We start from the raw sequence: 19,145 nt of genomic DNA, 5'->3' as shown, positions 1-19,145 counted from the left end.
GCTTAGTTGAACGAGAGCACGCTGGTTATAACCCGGCCCTGATCTTCCGTGCTCAGATAAGGATGCATCGGCAGGGCCAGCACATGCCGGCTGGCCTCTTCCGTCATCGGCAGGCTGCCCGCAGGCGGCGCAAAACGCGCGGCAAAATCCTGTTGGTGGATCGGCACGGGATAGTAGACCATGCTCGGAATACCCTGCGCCGTCAGATGGGCTTGCAGGCCATCGCGGCGTTCATGCTCGATCACATATTGCGCCCACACACTCTGCCCGCCCGCGATGACCTTCGGAACACGGCGCACCTTGCCGTCAAGAGCCTGCGAATAGCGATTGGCAACTGCTTCGCGTTTCTCGATCTCATCGGCGAAGATCTTGAGCTTCTCCAGAAGGACCGCAGCCTGGATCGTATCCAGCCGTGAATTCATCCCCACCCGGAGCGACAGGTATTTCGGGTCATGATGGAAGTTGCGCTGCGCGGCGTCCGTCGGCGTCACCTTGCCATAGACACGCAGCGACTCAATCAGTTCCGCCAGCGCGCTGTCATTGGTCACAATCGCCCCGCCATCGCCATAACAGCCAAGCGGCTTGGCCGGAAAGAAGCTTGTCGTGGCAATATCAGCCCAATCGGAGGGATGGCGTCCATTCAGCGTGCAGCCATAACCCTGAGCTGTATCGGCAATCAGCTTAAGCCCTTCCCGGTCGCAAATCGCCTTGATCGCGGGATAATCCGCAGGCTGCCCGAAAAGATCTACGGCGATGACAACGCGCGGCGTGAGTTTTCCTTCCGCCTTCACCTGCGCAATCTGCGCCTCAAGGCTGGCCGGATCCATATTGTACGTGTCCGGCAGAATGTCGACGAAGACCGGCGTTGCCCCAAGCCAGGGCACCACCTGCGCGGTTGCCACGAAGGTAAAGCTTGGGCAGAAAACAGCGTCCCCCGGCTTCAGCTCCCACGCCATCAGCGCGAGCGCGAGCGCGTCCGTGCCATTGGCACAGGAGACCGCGTGTTTCGCACCGCACCAGGCGGCTAACTGCGTTTCCAGTTCGCCCACTTCAGGGCCAAGCACATACCGCCCGCTCTCAATCACGCGCTGCACGGCCGTATTGATCTCGTTTTCAATGCGGCGGCGCTGAGCCTGAAGGTCGATGAATTGCATGGGTCCGGTTTCCTGATCTTGCGCCAGCAAGCGCTTGCCGGCGCTGTTTGGCGCGGCTCGCGCGCGCTTTCCAGTCACACTTGGTTTCAGCCTGTGTCAGGAAAACTCTACGCGTTCCTGAGAGAAATAGAACAATGATCGTGTTTCGTCGTCGATGTTGGAAGCGTCCACATGCAACAGCTTGCGCATCGCATTCTTGCGGTCCTTGAGGGCATGGTCAAAATCGCCCTCGATCAACTTGTCGACCCCAAGCCGCGACATCGCTTCGCGCACTTCCAGATAAAGCGTCAGCGATCCGCCAAGGAACATGGATTCATAGGCAATCTTGCTCGCAATCTTGTCATGAATATCGCCATACCCAAACTGGCGCTCCATCACAGACTGGCGCTTGGTGATGAAGTCGATTTCCTGACGATAATCCGGGTGCCGCAGGTAAATGGATTTGAGCCGCACCATCTCTGAATCGATGGTCTCCTTCACCTGTTCGGGTAAGGCATCGGAAAGGATGATGACGATGTCGACATCAGAGCCCTTCACCATTTCGCCCGACGCGGCGTGTTCGCGCGGCTCGTTATGGGCCAGGAAATAAGCAAGATCGCCAGCAATGAAGGCGCAAAGCTGGCTGCGGGTTTCGCGGCCGAGTTTCAGGAACACTGCCTTCATGGCCGCCTGGGCGAGCGCGATTTTCTCGCGGCTGATCTCGCGGTGGGTATTAGAGAGAGAGCCCTGCCGCTCAATCATCTGCTCGCGCTGGCCCGGCAGGCCGAAGAGGGTGAAGGAGAGGAAGTCTCGCAGGATCGACGGGCTGAGCCGCACCTGATCCTCCCGCGTAATATCATAGCGCAGATAGTAGCTGGCAAAGTGGGAGATCAGAAACGACTGGCTGCGGAAGCAGGCCTGCCACAGCGCCAGCACCGGAATATCCGGCATCGCGAAGGCGAGTTCCTTACCCAGCTGTGGGCCGCGCTCACCGATCTGCCCGACAATGCGGGCCTCAACTTCAGCCAGATCCACTCCCGGCACGTCTCATTCTCCCTTGCTGGCCGATGCCATTATCCGGCATCTGTTCTTTTTCTTGCCCAGTCTTTCTGGTGCCAGGCAAGTGCAGACTGGATAATCGAGTCAATATCCGAACGGCGCGCCTTCCAACCGAGAGTTTCAGCCGCGCGGTCCGGCGCCGCGACCAGGCGCGGCGGATCTCCCGCCCGGCGCGGTCCAATTTTGCGTGGCAAGGTCTGCCCGGTGGCCTTCTCTACCGCCGCAACGACTTCGGCAACGCTGGTGCCGCGCCCGGTGCCCAGATTGAACACATTACTGGGGGCGCCCGCCCGCAAGGCGTTCAACGCCAGCAGATGTGCCTCAGCCAGGTCTTCCACATGGATATAGTCGCGTATCGCAGTGCCGTCGGGCGTGTCGAAATCATCCCCAAAGATACTAAACGCATAATCCGGATCATATGCGCCCTTCAGCGCAAGCGGAATAAGGTGGGTCTCCGGCACATGCCGTTCGCCCGTCAGCGCGTCACGATCGGCGCCGGCAGCATTGAAATAGCGCAGGCAGGCGGAGCGGATTCCATGTGCCCGGTCACTGTCGGCCAGCATATGCTCAACCATCAGTTTGGACATTCCATAGGGATTTATCGGGTTAAGGGGATGATCCTCAGCCAGATATTTCGTCTGCGCACGGCCGAATATCGCGCAGGTCGAAGAGAAGATGATGTTGCGCACATCATGTCGGCGCATGACCTCCAGAAGGTTCAGCGTCGTGACCGTGTTGTTGCGATAATATTTTTCCGGCTCGTGAACAGACTCACCCACAAGCGTCGAGCCGGCAAAATGTGCAACCGCATCAGGCTTCACCTTCTGGAAGGCCGCCTCAATGTCTGCCGGCTCATTCAGGTCACCCTCGATCATCCCGCCCCAGCGCACCAAGTCACGCCAACCGGTGGCAAAATTGTCGAAAACCGTAACTTCCCACCCAGCCTCGGCAAAGGCGCGGCAACAATGACTGCCGACATATCCAGCGCCACCCGTGACAAGAACCTTCCCCTGCATACGCAACCGCCACATTCGAATTTTATCCGGCACGGCCCCCGGCCCATCCGCGCCATTCTATATCGGCGACCGTTAACAGGCCCCCTTCAGCCGACAGAACACTGCCGAAAAGCCCCGCGGCCCTGCCCGTTATTCCACCGTCACCGATTTGGCGAGGTTGCGCGGCTGGTCCACATCGGTGCCGCGCGTCAGGGCGACATAATAAGCCAAAAGCTGCAACGGAATAGCCGAGAGGATGGGCAGCGAGATTTCGTCGCCTTCGGGCAGCTCGATCACATGATCTGCCCGCTTGCCCGCTGCCTTGATTCCGGCGGCGTCGGAGATCAGGATCACTTCAGCCCCGCGCGCGCGCACTTCCTCGACATTCGAGATCGTCTTCTCGAAAAGTTCGTCCTTCGGCGCCACGACGATGACCGGCAGGCCCTTCTCGATCAGGGCAATCGGCCCGTGTTTCAACTCGCCGGCGGCATAGCCTTCGGCGTGGATATAGGAGACTTCCTTGAGTTTCAGCGCGCCTTCCAGCGCCAGCGGGTAATACCGGCCCCGGCCAAGGAAGAGAATGTCGCGCTTGCCGGCGATATGCTTGGCAACTTCCTTGACATGAGCGGCGCATTCCAGAGCCTGCGTCACCTTGCGCGGCAGGGCCAGCAGGCTACGGACGAATTTCACCTCATCGCCGGGCAGCAGATGTCCGCGCGCCTTGGCGGCCGACAGCGCCAGAATGGCGAGTACGGACAATTGTGCCGTAAAGGCCTTGGTCGAGGCAACGCCAATCTCCGGGCCCGCATGGGTGGGCACAATGGAGGCGGCTTCCCGCGCAATCGAGCTTTCCGGCACGTTGACGACTGCAATCGCCGGCGTGCGGTTTTCGCGGCAATAGCGCAGCGCGGCCAGCGTGTCGGCCGTCTCGCCCGACTGGCTTACGAAAATTGACAGACCTTTTACCGGCAGAACCGGGCGGCGATAGCGGAATTCCGAAGCGATGTCCGGCTCAAAGGCGAGGCGGGCGATCTGCTCGAACCAGTATTTCGCGGTGAAGGCGGAGTAATAGGCCGTGCCGCAAGCGATCGCCACAGCGCGGTCAGCATCGGCAAACAGCGACCGGGCCGCTTCGGGGATGCTGATCGTCTGATCGGCCTGGTTGATATAAGGCATGATCGATCGGGCGAGGGATTCCGACTGCTCGTGGATTTCCTTGAGCATGAAGTGATCATATTCGCCCCGCTCGATCAGCGCGTCATTGACCGCAGAGGTAACGCGCGGACGGTTTACCCGCTCGCCGCGGACATTGCGGATATCGAAGGCATTGCGGCGCAGCACCACCCAGTCGCCTTCCTCCAGATAGGTGACGTCGCGCGTCAGCGGCGCCAGCGCGATGGCATCAGAGCCGAGATACATCTCGTCCTCACCATAGCCGAGCACCAGCGGCGAACCCTTGCGGGCGCCGATCACGAGTTCCGGGTCGTTGGCGAAGATGGCGGCAATAGCGAAGGCGCCCTCGAAATGTTTCAGCGCCTCTTCGAAAGCGGCAACCGGGTCCTTTCCTTCGGCCATATAGGCGTCGATTAGCTGGGCGATCACTTCGCTGTCGGTTTCCGACTCGAAAGTCCGGCCGCGCTTCTCCAGGTCTTCGCGCAGCTCGCGGTAATTCTCGATGATGCCATTATGAACGATGGCGACCGAGCCGGATTGGTGAGGGTGGGCGTTGGTCTCATTTGGCGCGCCATGAGTGGCCCAGCGGGTATGGGCAATGCCCGTGAAACCCTTGAGGGGACTTTCGGTCAGGCGTTCCTGAAGGTTAACAATCTTGCCCTTGGCGCGGCGGCGCTCAACTCCGGCTGCGGCGGCCACAGCGATGCCGGCGCTGTCATATCCGCGATATTCCAGCCGCTTGAGGCCATCGACCAGGCGGCCCGCTACTTCATCCTTGCCTGCAATCGCGACGATACCACACATGATCGGTGCTCCGGTTCTCTGGTCCAGCCCAGCAAATGCTCTGCCATGGGTTTGACCGTTTCCATAAACCCCGGGAGTCGGGCTGCACAATGACGATTTATGTGCATTTGTGACACCGATTGCGGCAGATTCCGGTCTGGCGCCGCGCCTGCTTTCGTTTAGCTTTACTGAAGGGTCAATGCGGAGCCGTCACAGAGCCTTCCTTCCCGCCACAAGGCCCGCTACGGAACGCGCCAGTGCCAGAACAGGACCAGTAGCCTTGCCCACCCTGACCCATCTTGACCGGCTTGAAGCGGAAAGCCTCCACATCCTGCGGGAAGTTGCGGCCGAATGCGAAAAGCCCGTGATGCTCTATTCTATCGGCAAGGATTCGGCCGTGATGCTGCATCTGGCGATGAAGGCTTTCTATCCGGCCAAGCCCCCTTTTCCGCTGCTGCATGTCGATACCGGCTGGAAATTCCGCGAGATGATCGAATTTCGCGACCGCAAGGTGAAGGAGCTGGGGCTGGAGCTTCTGGTGCATATGAATGAAGACGGCGTGCGCGAAGGCGTCGGCCCCTTCAGCCATGGCTCGGCCTACCATACCGATGTGATGAAGACCGCCGCGCTGAAACAGGCGCTCGACAAATTCGGCTTCGATGCAGCCTTTGGCGGGGCCCGGCGCGACGAAGAAAAATCCCGCGCCAAGGAGCGTGTCATCTCTTTCCGCTCCGCCGGCCACCGCTGGGACCCGAAACGTCAGCGCCCGGAAATCTGGAACCTCTACAATACGCGGATGCACAAGGGCGAAAGCCTCCGCGCCTTCCCGCTGTCAAACTGGACCGAACTCGACATCTGGCAATACATCCGCCGGGAAGGCATTGAGCTTGTGCCGCTCTATCTCGCTGCGCCCCGCCCGGTCGTGACATGGAATGACACGCTGATCATGGTGGATGATGACCGGGTGCCGGCAGATATTGCTGCCAGGGCAGAAGTCAAATCCGTCCGCTTCCGGACGCTTGGCTGCTATCCGTTGACCGGCGCTGTGGAAAGCAGCGCGGCGACGCTTGACGAAGTGATCCAGGAAATCCTCCTCACCACCACCTCCGAACGCCAGGGGCGCGCCATCGACAAGGACCAGTCCGCCTCGATGGAGAAGAAGAAGCAGGAAGGCTATTTCTGATGCGCCTCAATGATGATCTCATCGCCTCCGACATCGGCGCCTATCTGGAAGCGCACGAGAACAAGTCCCTGCTCCGCTTCATCACCTGCGGATCGGTGGATGATGGCAAATCCACGCTGATCGGGCGGCTGCTCTACGATTCCAAGATGATCTTCGAGGACCAGCTTGCCGCGCTGGAAAACGATTCCAAAAAGGTTGGCACCCAGGGCGACAGCATCGATTTTGCCCTCCTCGTCGACGGCCTCGCTGCCGAGCGCGAACAGGGCATCACCATCGATGTCGCCTACCGCTTCTTCGCCACTCAGAAACGCAAGTTCATCGTTGCCGACACGCCCGGCCATGAGCAGTATACGCGCAATATGGCGACGGGCGCTTCCACGGCGGACGCCGCTATCCTGATGATCGACGCGCGCAAGGGCGTGCTGACCCAGACCCGGCGGCACAGCTTCATCGCCAGCCTGCTCGGCATCCGCCATCTGGTACTGGCCGTGAACAAGATGGACCTGATCGGCTTCAATCAGGCCATCTTCGACGACATCGTGGCCGATTATATGGCCTTTGCCGAGGGTCTTCCCGGAAAGGTCAGTATCCAGCCGATCCCGCTCTCCGCGCTGGCGGGTACGAACATGACCGAGCGCTCGCCCGAGACGCCTTGGTATGACGGCCCGAGCCTGATCGAATATCTCGAAAGCGTCGAAATCGAGGACGAACGCGCTGCCCGGCCTTTCCGTCTTCCGGTTCAGTGGGTAAGCCGCCCCAACCTCGATTTTCGCGGATTCGCCGGCCAGATCGCCAGCGGCAGCGTGAAACCGGGCGACAAGGTGCGCTCGCTTCCCTCCGGCCGTGAAACCACTATCACTCGTATCGTCACAGCTGACGGTGATCTGGCCGAGGCCGTCTCCGGCCAATCGGTCACGCTGACCTTCGCTGACGAAATCGACACCTCCCGCGGCGACATGATCGTGTCTGCCGATCAGCCTGCGGAGGTCTCTGACCAGTTTCAGGTTCATCTGCTCTGGATGAACGAGCAGCCGCTGCTGCCGGGCCGGCGTTATATTCTGAAGACAGGCGCCAAGACGGTCACCGCAACAGTCAACGCGCCCAAGCATGGTATCGACGTCAATACGCTGACGGAAACCTCCGCGCGCACGGCTGAGCTGAACCAGATCGTCGTTGCCACCCTGTCGCTGGACCAGCCGATCCCGTTTGATCCCTACAGGGACAACCGCGAAACCGGCGGCTTCATCCTGATCGACCGCCAGTCGAATGACACCGTCGCCCTGGGCCTGATCGACTTTGCCCTGCGCCGCGCCTCCAACATCCATTGGCAGGCGCTCGACATCAGCCGCGATGCCCTTGCCGAACAGAAAGGCCAGCGCCCGGCGGTCCTCTGGTTCACCGGGCTTTCGGGCTCGGGCAAGTCCACCATCGCCAATGCGCTTCAGAAGCGCCTCTTCGCCTATGGCCGTCACACCTTCATCCTGGATGGAGACAATGTGCGCCACGGCCTCAACCGCGATCTTGGCTTTACCGATGCCGACCGGGTGGAAAACATCCGCCGCGTTGCCAATGTGGCGCGGTTGATGTCGGACGCCGGCCTGATCACGCTGGTTTCGTTCATCTCCCCCTTCCGGGCCGAACGGCAGCTGGCGCGCAGCCTGATGCCGGAGGGCGAATTCATCGAGATCCATGTGGATACGCCGCTGGAAGTGGCCGAAACGCGCGATGTCAAAGGTCTCTACAAGAAGGCACGGGCTGGCGAGATCCGCAATTTCACCGGCATCGACAGCCCCTATGAGCCGCCCCTGAACCCGGAAATCCGTATCAGCACCGCAGACCGGACCGCTGACCAAGCGGCCGAAGAGATCTTCGCCTATCTGGATAAGCTCGGTTTCCTGAGCATCTGGGACGGCCCCGGCAGCGGTATCTGAGGCAGGTTCAGCCCCTGCGTGGCCCGCAGATTGCATATCCTGCGCCGACGGGCATTCTCGCCCGCTGGCAGCAGTGATGCGAGTTGAGCATGAGAATCCACCCTGTAATCATGTGCGGCGGTGCGGGCACACGGCTCTGGCCGGCATCTGACAAGGCGCGTCCAAAGCAGTTTCACAGCCTCGTTTCGGACAAATCGGTGTTCCAGGAGACGGTCCTGCGCTTTCGGACGCCGGATTGCGAAGGCGCTTTCGCAGAGCCGATCATCATCAGTAATGCCGCCTATGCCGATCTGATCGAGGCACAACTGGCCGAAATCGGCGCGGAAGCGTCCGCCATTCTGCTGGAACCGATGGGAAAAAACACTGCGGCGGTCGCAGCGATTGCCGCGCGCGTGATCGCCGGACGATTTCCCGGCGGGCTCGGCCTGCTTGTTCCCTCGGATCATTATATCGGGCGGCCAACCGCCTTCACCGATGCCATCCGCACGGCCGCCGCAACCGCGCAGGCCGGCTACATCACCACATTCGGCATTGCCGCCAGCCGGCCGGAAACCGGCTTTGGCTATATTCAGGCCGGCGCCCCGCTGTCCGGGCCGGTCTCGCGCGTTGCCGCCTTCAAGGAAAAGCCGGATCTCGCCACCGCCGCGAGCTATCTGGCCAGCGGCCAGTATAGCTGGAACGCCGGCATCTTCCTGTTCGATGCAGACACGCTTCTGGCCGAACTGGGAGCATTTGCGCCCGATATTCTGGAAACGTCTTCCCGGGCGCTCAACGCTGCCCGCACCGAAGGCACGCGGTTCTTTCTGGACCCGGACATTTTCGCCACCATCCGCAGCACGTCGATCGACTATGCGATCATGGAGCAGACCGACCGAGCCGCCGTCTATGCACCGCTGGAGTGCGCCTGGAGCGATATCGGCACCTGGACGGTGATTGGCGATGTTTCAGCCCGCACAAATTCCCCTGAGCCGATCATCATCTCCGCATGCGAATGCGTCGTACATGCCGCAGACGGCATATTGGTCGCGCTGGTGGGCGTTGAAGACCTTGTTGTGGTTGCCGATGGCAAGCGCGTTCTCGTCGCTTCAAAGGACAGCGCGCAGGATGTCGGCAAGGTGGTACAGATCCTGAAGGATCGCGGGCTGGACCGCTATCTCTAAAGGACCCGCCCCCGGCTACTCATTGCGGCGCTTGTAACGCGGCGGGCCATCCGGGCCGACTTTGCCGGCATAGGGGTTCTTGCCCTGGCGCACGAACAGCCGGATCGGCACGCCGTGCATGTCGAACGCCTCGCGGATACCGTTCACCAGATAGCGCTTGTAACCCTCCGGCATCTGATCACCGCGCGAGGCGATCAGCACGAAGGTTGGCGGGCGCGCCTTCATCTGCGCCATATAGCGCGGCTTGATCCGCTTGCCTTGCACACTCGGCGGCGGGTGATGCTCAACGGTATGACGCAGCCAGCGATTGAGGTCGCCAGTCTTCGCCCGCGCGGTCCAGTCCTTGTAGACCTTTACCACCGCCGGCATCAGCTTCTCGGTATTGCGCCCGGTCAGGCCGGAGAGGAACACCACGGGCGCGCCACCCGCATTTGGCATCAGGCGGTTTGCCATGTCGCGGATATGCCGCGCAGCAGCGTCCGTATCCTGAACCGTATCCCATTTGGAGATGACGAGCACGAGCCCCCGGCCTTCGCGCAGGGCGAGGTCGGCGATCTGCAGATCCTGCTTCTCCATCGCCTCATGCGCGTCCATGACGAGGGCAACAATGTCGGCATATTTCAGCGAACGGATGGTCTCGGCGGTAGACATCCGCTCCAGCCGTTCCTGAACCTTGGACTTGCGGCGCAGGCCTGCAGTATCCACAAGACGGATCTGGCGCCCTTCCCATTCCCAGTCGATGGTAATGGAATCGCGCGTGATCCCCGCTTCCGGACCCGTCAGCAGACGGTCAGATTGCAGCAGCTGATTGATCAGGGTCGACTTGCCGGCATTGGGCCGCCCGACGATGGCCAGACGGATCGGCCGGTCTGCCTGCACCGGCGCGGCAGGCGTATCCACATCGGCTGCCTCGATGGCCGCGACCAGCTCATCATCCGACATCGTCGTGTCTTCAATGTCGATATGGGCGAGCTTGTCGAGAATGTCGTCGCCGGCGCCGCCGGCATAGTCAGGCTCGGCCTCTTCCAGCGCACGCTCGAAGGCCTCTTCGCCCAGGGCGTTGCGGATAGCGTCGTAAAGCTCGGCCATCCCTTCGCCATGCTCGGCCGAAAGGCCCACCGGTTCACCAAAGCCAAGGCTGAACGCATCGAACACGCCCGCTTCCCCGGCGCGGCCTTCAGCCTTGTTGGCCGCCAGCACGACCGGCAGGTTTGCCTTGCGCAGAAGGGCAGCGAAGGTTTCGTCCTCCGGCGTCACCCCGACGCGGGCATCGACCAGGAACAGCACAAGATCAGCCTCCGCAATGGCCGCTTCGGTCTGGGCGCGCATCCGCGCTTCCAGGCTGTCATCCTTCACATTCTCGAAACCGGCAGTGTCGATCAGCGACAAGGGCAGCGAGGCAAGGCGGCCTTCGGCCATCTTGCGGTCACGGGTCACGCCGGGCTGGTCATCCACAAGCGCAATCTTCTTTCCAACCAGACGGTTGAAAAGGGTCGATTTACCGACGTTTGGCCGGCCGACAATGGCGAGCTTCAATGGCAAGGCAGACGCCCTCCGCAGCGGCTATGAGCCGGAGGGTCGCCCCGGCCCGAATTATCTGATGGCGATCAGGCGTGCCTTATCCGTCAGGATGTAAAGCTTACCCTGAGCCGCGATGGGCTCAAGATACACCGTATCGCCAAGTTTCAGCGAAGCGGTCTGCTGCCCCGTCTGCGTGGAGAATGCAAGCAGTTCCCCCTCTGAAGAGGCCACCAGAACCCGGTCAGAGGCGATAATCGGGGAAGAATAGCTGATCCGGTTCTTCTTTTTCTTCTCATTCTTGAACTGCGGCAGCTCCGTCACCCAGAACGCATCACCATTCTGGGCGTCGAGGCAGGCGAGTTCGCCATTGATGCCGACAACGAACAGGTAGCGGCCAGCCAGGGCGGGCGCGCGGGTGGAGCCGACGGTCTTGCCCCAGACGCGGGTGCCGGTGCGGCCGTCAATAGCCACGGTAGCGCCCGACTGGTTGGAGGCGAAGACGAGGCCCGCCCCGAGGACCGGACGGGAGCCGATATCATTGATCTCGGAAATCGGCGTGAAGCCCCCTGCCTGCTGGATCGCATCGGTCCACAGGCGGCGGCCATTGGACGCCAGATAGGCAATGATCTCGCCGGAGGAGAAAGGCGCAATCACGAACTCTTCGACCGCAGCAACGCTCGGGCTGCCGAGCACCCGGGCGGTTTCGGAGATGGCCTGATCGCTCCACAACGTCTGGCCGGTGGCCAGATCAAGGGCGAAGATTTCGTTGTTGTTGGAATTGATGAACACACGGCCATCAGCAATCGTGGGCGACCCGGTCATAGGCGCACCAAGCGGGCGCTTCCATTTTTCGTCACCATTTGCCGCGTTCAGGGCAGCGACATAGCCGTAGCCACTGGCGACCACCAGCGTATCGCCGGAAACCGCCAGGCCGCCACCGACGGCGGCCTTGTCACGGCGCGACAGGCCCCTCAGCCGTTCGGACCACACCGAGCCGCCATCCGACAGGCGCATGGCGCGCACAGTCTGCTGGGAATCGAGCACATAGATAAGGTTGCCATCGGTGACCGGGGAAGAGGTCAGCGCTGACCGCTTGTTGGAACCCTTGCCGGCCGAACGGCGCCAGTCGATCCTCAGATCCTGCGCGGCCTGGATATGGCCGGTAACCTTGGCCGGGTTGCCGCCCGCTTCGGGCCAGGCATTGACCGATATGGCCGGCGGCAGGTCGATTGCCACGCCGGCGAGGCCGGGCTCGGGCGTTACCTGCTCATCATCCAGCACCATCGCCAGACGGCCAGCTCTTTCTTCAGCGGTCTGCTCCGCCTTCTTGTTGTTGCCAAAGCTTGGCAGGCTGTTGCAGCTCGACAGGGCGAGCGCAGCCGCCAGCGTCGTGCTGGCAAGAATGGTGCGGGCAAACTTCATTGGCCGGTCTCCTGCGGCTCGGCCGGTGCCGTCTCGGCAGGCGCGGCCTCTGTTGCTTCTTCAGTTCCGGTCTGCACCGGGATTGCCGCCAGGGCGATCTCGGCGCGCCGGACCAGCCCCTGCGGCGCGTAAGCGTCGAGGCGCAGGCGGTTGTATTCGGTACGGGCGCGGGCAAAATCGCCGGCCTCATAGGCCTTGGCTGCCACCAGTTCCCGTGCCAGGGCGCCGACGGTGCTGTCATCGGTCACGAGGCTGCCGAGGGTTGTCTCGAGGTCTGCCAGGCTCAGCTCGTCCGCCTTGAAGTAGGCCGATTTCAGCAGCGCAAGGCGCTCATACGGGCCGCCTTCAACGCCGCCGACCGAGGCGAGCAGCTCGGCTGCGCCAGCGGCATCCCCGCCGCCTTCATACTTGGTCTGAGCGAGGAAATGGGCCGCCAGCGGGGCGAGCTTGGCATCCTCGTTCATGATCTTGGTGAAGGCTTCTTCAGCCTCGGCATAGCGGGCGTCTTCCAGCGCGCGGATACCGTTTTCCAGAGCCAGCGCGCGGGCTTCGCGGCGCGCTTCGGCCTGGGGGGCGAGCACAAACTCGTTGACGGCGACGCCGATGATCAGAGCCGCCACCCCGCCATATACGAAGGGCCGCCATTTCTTCCAAAGGCTTCCCAGCTTTTCCTGGCGAATGCCTTCGTCAACTTCAGTGAAAATGTCGCTCACGCAGGGGCTCCGGCGGGATTGTTGGGGGACTCGGGCGCGAACCTAGACGGCCCAAGGCGGGCCTGCAACGGATCAGCGCTGTTAAGCCCCCTGTTTTCGCAGGCTGTAGGTTTCAGCCGTGCCCGGGAAGCGCCGGGCGCGCACATCTGCTGCATATTCTGCGGCTGCAGCGTCGATCGCCGCCCGCAGATCGGCGTAGCGGCGGACGAATTTCGGCGTCCAGTCGAACAGGCCGAGCATGTCCTGCGTCACCAGAACCTGGCCGTCACAGGCCGCCGACGCGCCGATCCCGATGGTGGGGCAGCTGACTTCGGCCGAGATTTCAGCGGCAAGGTCTTCAGCGACCCCTTCGATGACGATGCAGAAAGCGCCGGCATCAGCGGCGGCCCTGGCCTCGGCAATGACCCGGTCGCGTTCGCCATCGGTGCGGCCCTTGGCGCGGAAGCCGCCATCGACATTGATCGCCTGCGGACGCAGGCCGATATGGCCCATCACCGGAATGCCGCGCTCAACGAGGTGAGCAATCTGGCCGGCGGCATAGGCGCCGCTTTCGATCTTGATGGCCTGGCAGCCGGTTTCCTTCATGATCCGCACGGCGTTCAGGAAGGCCTGATCGGCGTTCGTCTCATAGGAACCAAAGGGCATATCGACCACGACCATGGCGCTTTGCGAGCCGCGCATGACAGCCTGGCCATGCAGGATCATCATCTCCATCGTGACGCCGACCGTGGAGGGCAGCCCGTGGACCACCATGCCGAGGCTGTCGCCCACCAGAAGAATGTCGCAATGGGGATCGAGGATCGCGGCGGTCGGGGCGTCATAAGCCGTCAACATGACAAGCGGCGTCGCGCCCTTGGCGGCGGCGATGTCCTTGACGGTCTTGCGGGTCGTCTGGGTCTGTTTTGACATGGCCCTGCGATTACCCGGTCAGAACGAGCCGGGCAAGCAATGCCTTTGCCCGGCCGGTTACTGTGGCAGGGCGGGCATGCCGAAGAGGATCGGGTGGAGCCAGAGGAGGATCACCGCATACGCCCCTGCCCCGATGACCACGGCGCCGATATCCCCGATGGCGGAAACCGGCGCGTCCGGGCCGGGGCCGATATCGCCGCGCTTTTTCACGGCAATCCGGTCAATCACCCCATAGGCGAGGAAGCTGCCGAAGAGGAGGACCGAATTGAGCTCGCCATTGGCCAGCAGATGGCCCAGCGCCCAGATCTTCACCGCCGCCAGCATCGGATGCTTTACCGCTTTCTTGATGCGGCCCGTGGGCAGATAGGCGGCGGCCAGCAGGATCATCGCCGGCAGCATCAGGGCAAGGTTGAGATGCGCAAGGCCGGTGGGCGGGGTGTAGAGGATGGGCGCGGGCCGGGCGGCACCGAAGCCCCAGATCATCAGGCCAAGGCCGACCGCCGAGACCAGGCTGTAGAGGCCCATATAAGGGCCGTATCCGAGCTTTGCCTTCAGATCCTTTCCCGGCGCGCGGCCGCGGAAAGCGCTGAACAGGTGCGCTCCGAAAAAGATGATGATCCCCAGAATGAGATAGGTCATGGCGGTGCCTCCCAGCGTTTGGCGCACGGTAAACCGATTGGAGAATGGCGGGAAGCGGCGCGTTTGAGGCAGCACGAAGGGCCGGAACGCGCGGGAGCGCGGCCGGTTTTGGGGAAATGGCGGAGAGAGGGGTCCCGGATAATCGCTTCGCGATTTCCGGGATGACGGGGGGATGTGGCTAGGAGGTGTCGGGGTATGGGGCTCCCCCCTCCGCCCCTGCGGTGCACCTCCCCCGCAGGCAGGGGAAGATGACAGAGCCAGATAGAGAGATTTCGTCCGTTGGAGGATTTTGGGAGTCTTTCAAAGAACCGCCAACGAGGTTCGGCGCGATGTGGCTTTCCCAGACGGGATCGTCCCAGCTCGGCTTTACGGCGGCGGGTTTCCTGTAGGCACGCCCATGATCGCCGGCCTGGACGATATAAACGTGGCCCCATTTGCTGACCGAGATCAGCAGGGTACGGAGTTCACCATCCTGACGTTTGAAGATCCAGCGCAGCTGCAGCCAGAGGTATGGCCAGAAGACTGGCAATACGTGGGCATACAGGCGGGCGATCTCAGGCGACATGCCTTGCAGTATACGTCCGCCTGCGGAGGGGGTGGGGAAATAAAGTTTTTCCCGCGTGTTTGCTGCAGGTTTGAGCGGAATTTTGTTGGATAGGGCTGCGCGGTTGGAGTTTTTTCTGGAAACTTCTCAAAAAAGCCAAGCCTGCTCCAAAGACATTCAGGATCAGAATTTGGCCAATCCGGACAATCCAGGACAGTTTCGGACAATCCCGGCAACCTTGGCGAAAAAAAACACCGTAACCGGTATTAACCGTCCTCAAACCCTCTTCTGGTACGACATAACATCTGACAATGACTGGATAGACCCAACATGGGCGCGCAACTGATCGACCGGACCCCGCTGGCCACTGCCTCTGACCCCAGAGCCCAGCTGGATTTTCGAGAAGCGTGCAAGGCTGCCGTGCGGGTGTTTCAGCTCAGCGAGAAATACAAGACCGCGCCCTACCCCAATGCCTATGCGGTGTGGTTTGCCTATTCGACGAAGTCTGATCCGGCGCTGGTAGCCGAGATTGACGAGTTGCTGCTGGGGCAGGACACGATTTCCGCCTATGATATCGAATTGCTGTTCCAGGCCTATCTGGCCGAGGAGCAGAGCGTTTTTGCAACTCATGATCTCAGCCAGGCGATTGGCGACGAGATTGAGGAAGTGCTGGCCGTGATCGGCACCAGCCTGCAGCAGAACTCGGCCTTTTCCGCCACCCTGACGACGCTGGAGCAGGACCTGCCCAAGGCGGCCGCCTCGCCCGAGCAGCTCAATTCACTGGTCTCCGGACTGATCGAGGAAAACCGCCGGATGAGCGCGATGACGCAGGAGCTGAACCAGGGCCTTGCCCGGTCTCAGAGCCTCATCACGACCCTCAGCGAGCAGCTGGATGAAGTACGCACCCAGAGCCTGCGTGACCCTCTGACCTCCATTCCCAACCGCCGCGCCTTTGACAAGACGTTGGAAGAAGCCATCGAGCATGCCGCCCGCACGCGCGAGCCGCTGTGCGTGGCGATGGCCGACCTTGATCATTTCAAGGCGCTGAACGACACCTTCGGGCATGAGGCCGGCGATGTGGTGCTGCAGAATTTTGCGCGGCTGATTTCGTCCAGCGCGGATGAGCCGCGGCTGGTGGCCCGGCATGGCGGCGAGGAATTTGCGATCCTCTTTCCCGGCAGCCAGCTTATGGAAGCCTATAACCGGCTGGTGAACATCAAGCACCTTTTGAGCAAGACCGTGCATCAGCTGGAAGGAGCACCCGCGCCCCTGCCCGCCGTGACGGCTTCCTTCGGTGTGGCGAAATACGAACCGGGAATGTCTGCCCGCGAACTGATGCAGAAAGCGGACAAATTCCTCTATGAGGCCAAGACCAAGGGCCGCAACCGCGTCTGCGCGCCGGGGATTGGTTAATCCGGCGAGCGAGGGGCGCCGCCCGGCCAACCATGCCGGGAGGTCAGGACGGCCCAACTCCTTACAAGGGCTTAATCAGCTTGCTGAAACTCTCCCGGTGCATCCGGGCGGAGCTTTAACCCAGATCAGCTAATGTGGGCGCTAATTCAGGGGCCCCAAGAGTCTGGCAATGTTAACCGCTTTTGATTTTCAGATCCATTTTGACAAGTTGGTAAAATTCTTAAAGCCGGTTCCGGTGCCCCCGAAACTCCAGCCGGGACTTGAAATCAAGCAGGTTAACTCCATCAACCATCTGATCATGGTGATGCTGCTTGTCGGATTGCTCAATACCGCGATCATCCTGGTCCAGCTTGGCCCGCACGGGGAAAGCCCGATGGCCGCGCTCTGGGGTCTGGGACTGACACTGCTCAACGGCATCACCTTCCTGCAGCATCTGCGCGGGATGAAATATCGCCACACGGACGGATTTGCTGCGCGCAAGCTGCATGCAGTGGCGAAAAGCGCAACTGTGCATGGCCTGTTCTGGGGCGCCCTGCCCCTGATGATCGCCCTCAATGCCAGCGACACCGAGTTCATGGCCTGCATCACCATCACCGCAGGCATGATGTTTGGCGGAACCTTCCTGCTCTCCCGCGTGCCGCAGGCAGCCATTTGCTTCATTGTTCCCATCGGCATCGGTCTGCTGAGCGCCAGCCTTCTGCGCGGGGGGCTGACCAGCCATCTGATTGGTGTGCTGTCTGCCGTATACATATTTGTTCTCATCTATTCGGTGCGCTGGGCACACCGGCAGTTTGTTCAACAGTATCTGAGCGAGGCGGCCTTAAGCGAGCAATCTCAGGTCATCAGCCTGCTGCTGCGCGATTTTGGCGAGACGTCTTCTGACTGGCTGTGGCAGACAGGCAGCGATTTCCGGCTGGAGAGCGTGCCCTGCAACGGCAGGGACGCGGACAATTCCAAATCCTTCATGAGTGTGGGGCGTAACTTCTTTTCGCTGTTCCAGAGCGGGGAAAGCCGCCGCAAACTTGAGCAGGCGATGCAGGCCTGCGAGCCATTTCAGGATATCGTTCTGCAGGTGCGCGTATCGGGGTGTGACAATTGCTGGGTCTCCCTCACCGGCAAGCCGATCTATGAAGACGACCGGTTCATTGGCTTTCGCGGCGTGGCGTCGAATGTGACGCAGGCCAAACAGGCCGAAGACCGCATCGAACGTCTGGCGCATTATGATGATCTGACCGGGCTGCCCAACCGCGCCCATCTGCTGGACCTGCTGGAAGGCTGGGCCAGCGCACCGCTGGAGATTGCATCCGTCCGGGCACTGATCTGTCTGGATCTGGATACGTTCAAGGTGATCAATGACACACTCGGTCATCAGGCAGCTGACCAGTTGCTGCGGCAGGTGACCAACCGGTTGACCGAGCACGCAACCGCCAATGACCTTGTGGCCCGGATCGCCAGTGATGGCTTTGTCATGGCGATTGAGCGGCCAGCCTGCGAGAATGGTCTTGAGAGCTTCATGGACACGCTGAGTGCCTATCTCAATGAGCCTTATTCGGTATGGGGCGCAACCATCGTTTCGACGGCCTCAATCGGCTTGCGCAAATTCGACGACCGCAACCTGGACGCACAGATGGCGCTGAAACACGCCGATCTTGCGATGCACGCCTCCCGCAGCAAGGGAAAAGGCCAGTGGGCGATGTTTTCTCCGGAGATGGCGAACAAGGCCGAAGCGCGCCTGCGCGGAGAATCGGATCTGCGCGAAGCGATTGCGCGCGGCGAGCTGTTCCTCGTCTACCAGCCTCAACTGAGCACCGAAACGCAGAAGGTTGTCGGCTTTGAGGCGCTGGTGCGCTGGAACCATCCCAAGCTTGGCATGATTCCGCCCTCGGAGTTTGTTCCCATTGCCGAGGAAAATGGCCTGATCGTAAGCATCGGCGAATGGATCATCCGATCGGCCGCAGCGCAGGCTGCGCGTCTACCCTCCAATATCCGCATCGCGATCAATATCTCGCCGCTGCAGATGAACGCCACGAGCCTTGTGTCGACGATCGTGCATGCCCTGGCTGCCAACAGGCTGGACCCTTCGCGCATTGAGCTGGAGATTACCGAATCCGTTCTGATGGCCGATACAGGCTTTGCGCTTGAACGTTTGCATCAGTTGCGTGACATGGGCCTGAGAATTTCTCTGGATGATTTCGGCACGGGTTATTCCTCGCTCAGCTATCTGCGGATGTTCCCCTTCCACAAGATCAAGATTGATCAGAGCTTTGTGCGCGGGATCGAGACCGATGCGGAAAGCCGGGCGATCACCCAGGCGACGCTGACGCTGGCAAAACTGCTGGGGCTGCGCTGTACGGCGGAAGGTGTCGAGACGCTGTACCAGGCAGACTTCCTGCGCCAGCATGGCTGTGACGAGCTTCAGGGATATCTGGTGGGGCGGCCACAGCCCATGGACGCCATGAGGCATCTGATTGACGCCGCTTCCGAGGACAGCGAGACACAAGCAGCGCCGCAGGAAAACGAATACATCGCGCCCAGAGCCGCGATGGCAAACTGACCGGACGCAGGCG

General features: G+C 61.4%; 15 protein-coding genes. 6 read left to right on the top strand and 9 right to left on the bottom strand.

What is annotated here, in order from left to right:
• Positions 1–2 precede the first annotated feature (2 nt).
• From BBF93_RS03485 to glmS, 4 genes are all read right to left on the bottom strand, one after another.
• On the bottom strand, positions 3–1,154 hold the full coding sequence (locus tag BBF93_RS03485; protein WP_114104971.1) for a DegT/DnrJ/EryC1/StrS aminotransferase family protein: 1,152 nt from the start codon (positions 1,152–1,154) through the stop codon (positions 3–5).
• Between the two features lie 96 nt (positions 1,155–1,250).
• The gene (locus tag BBF93_RS03480; protein WP_162786389.1) at positions 1,251–2,177 is read right to left on the bottom strand and encodes a hypothetical protein; all 927 of its coding nucleotides are present in this window, start codon (positions 2,175–2,177) and stop codon (positions 1,251–1,253) included.
• Between the two features lie 29 nt (positions 2,178–2,206).
• Positions 2,207–3,223: a UDP-glucose 4-epimerase GalE gene (gene galE / locus BBF93_RS03475; RefSeq protein ID WP_233349256.1), complete on the bottom strand. Its 1,017-nt coding sequence runs from the start codon at positions 3,221–3,223 to the stop codon at positions 2,207–2,209.
• 114 nt (positions 3,224–3,337) lie between these two features.
• Positions 3,338–5,164, bottom strand: a complete 1,827-nt coding sequence (gene glmS, locus BBF93_RS03470) for a glutamine--fructose-6-phosphate transaminase (isomerizing) (protein ID WP_114104968.1) — start codon at positions 5,162–5,164, stop codon at positions 3,338–3,340.
• Between the two features lie 178 nt (positions 5,165–5,342).
• On the opposite strand from glmS, the gene cysD reads away from it, so the two are divergent.
• The 3 genes from cysD to BBF93_RS03455 all read left to right on the top strand — a co-directional run bounded on the left by cysD (position 5,343) and on the right by BBF93_RS03455 (position 9,417).
• Entirely contained in the window at positions 5,343–6,326 is a 984-nt protein-coding gene (cysD, locus tag BBF93_RS03465; RefSeq protein WP_114104967.1) for a sulfate adenylyltransferase subunit CysD, read from the top strand.
• The gene (cysN, locus tag BBF93_RS03460; RefSeq protein ID WP_114104966.1) at positions 6,326–8,257 is read left to right on the top strand and encodes a sulfate adenylyltransferase subunit CysN; all 1,932 of its coding nucleotides are present in this window, start codon (positions 6,326–6,328) and stop codon (positions 8,255–8,257) included. Before cysD ends, cysN begins: the two co-directional genes overlap by 1 nt.
• An 89-nt stretch (positions 8,258–8,346) precedes the next feature.
• Positions 8,347–9,417, top strand: coding sequence for a mannose-1-phosphate guanylyltransferase (locus tag BBF93_RS03455; protein WP_114104965.1), 1,071 nt, complete (start codon positions 8,347–8,349; stop codon positions 9,415–9,417).
• Positions 9,418–9,432: 15 nt separating this feature from the next.
• Here the strand turns inward: BBF93_RS03455 and der are convergent, their stop codons facing one another.
• From der to BBF93_RS03430, 5 genes are all read right to left on the bottom strand, one after another.
• On the bottom strand, positions 9,433–10,959 hold the full coding sequence (gene der / locus BBF93_RS03450; RefSeq protein WP_114104964.1) for a ribosome biogenesis GTPase Der: 1,527 nt from the start codon (positions 10,957–10,959) through the stop codon (positions 9,433–9,435).
• A 51-nt stretch (positions 10,960–11,010) separates the two neighbouring features.
• The gene (locus tag BBF93_RS03445) at positions 11,011–12,360 is read right to left on the bottom strand and encodes a PQQ-binding-like beta-propeller repeat protein (protein WP_114104963.1); all 1,350 of its coding nucleotides are present in this window, start codon (positions 12,358–12,360) and stop codon (positions 11,011–11,013) included.
• On the bottom strand, positions 12,357–13,073 hold the full coding sequence (locus BBF93_RS03440; RefSeq protein ID WP_114104962.1) for a hypothetical protein: 717 nt from the start codon (positions 13,071–13,073) through the stop codon (positions 12,357–12,359). The genes BBF93_RS03445 and BBF93_RS03440 overlap by 4 nt, the downstream gene beginning before the upstream one ends.
• A gap of 81 nt (positions 13,074–13,154) precedes the next feature.
• Positions 13,155–13,982, bottom strand: a complete 828-nt coding sequence (gene panB / locus BBF93_RS03435) for a 3-methyl-2-oxobutanoate hydroxymethyltransferase (RefSeq protein WP_114104961.1) — start codon at positions 13,980–13,982, stop codon at positions 13,155–13,157.
• Between the two features lie 57 nt (positions 13,983–14,039).
• Positions 14,040–14,621 carry an NnrU family protein gene (locus tag BBF93_RS03430; protein WP_114104960.1) on the bottom strand — a complete coding sequence of 194 codons (582 nt, stop codon included), beginning with the start codon at positions 14,619–14,621 and terminating at the stop codon, positions 14,040–14,042.
• A gap of 620 nt (positions 14,622–15,241) precedes the next feature.
• Here BBF93_RS03430 and BBF93_RS19740 point away from each other — a divergent pair.
• The 3 genes from BBF93_RS19740 to BBF93_RS03415 all read left to right on the top strand — a co-directional run bounded on the left by BBF93_RS19740 (position 15,242) and on the right by BBF93_RS03415 (position 19,132).
• Complete coding sequence (locus BBF93_RS19740) at positions 15,242–15,511, top strand: hypothetical protein (RefSeq protein WP_233349255.1); 270 nt, start codon at positions 15,242–15,244, stop codon at positions 15,509–15,511.
• Positions 15,496–16,578, top strand: a complete 1,083-nt coding sequence (locus BBF93_RS03420) for a GGDEF domain-containing protein (RefSeq protein WP_035593423.1) — start codon at positions 15,496–15,498, stop codon at positions 16,576–16,578. Before BBF93_RS19740 ends, BBF93_RS03420 begins: the two co-directional genes overlap by 16 nt.
• 235 nt (positions 16,579–16,813) lie before the next feature.
• Positions 16,814–19,132 carry a bifunctional diguanylate cyclase/phosphodiesterase gene (locus tag BBF93_RS03415; protein ID WP_162786388.1) on the top strand — a complete coding sequence of 773 codons (2,319 nt, stop codon included), beginning with the start codon at positions 16,814–16,816 and terminating at the stop codon, positions 19,130–19,132.
• Positions 19,133–19,145: the final 13 nt, after the last annotated feature.

Source organism: Hyphomonas sp. CACIAM 19H1 (assembly GCF_003325995.1).
GTDB lineage: Bacteria > Pseudomonadota > Alphaproteobacteria > Caulobacterales > Hyphomonadaceae > Hyphomonas > Hyphomonas polymorpha.
Note: the sequence above shows the minus strand (reverse complement) of the source record. Positions and strands in the feature narration are given on the sequence as shown.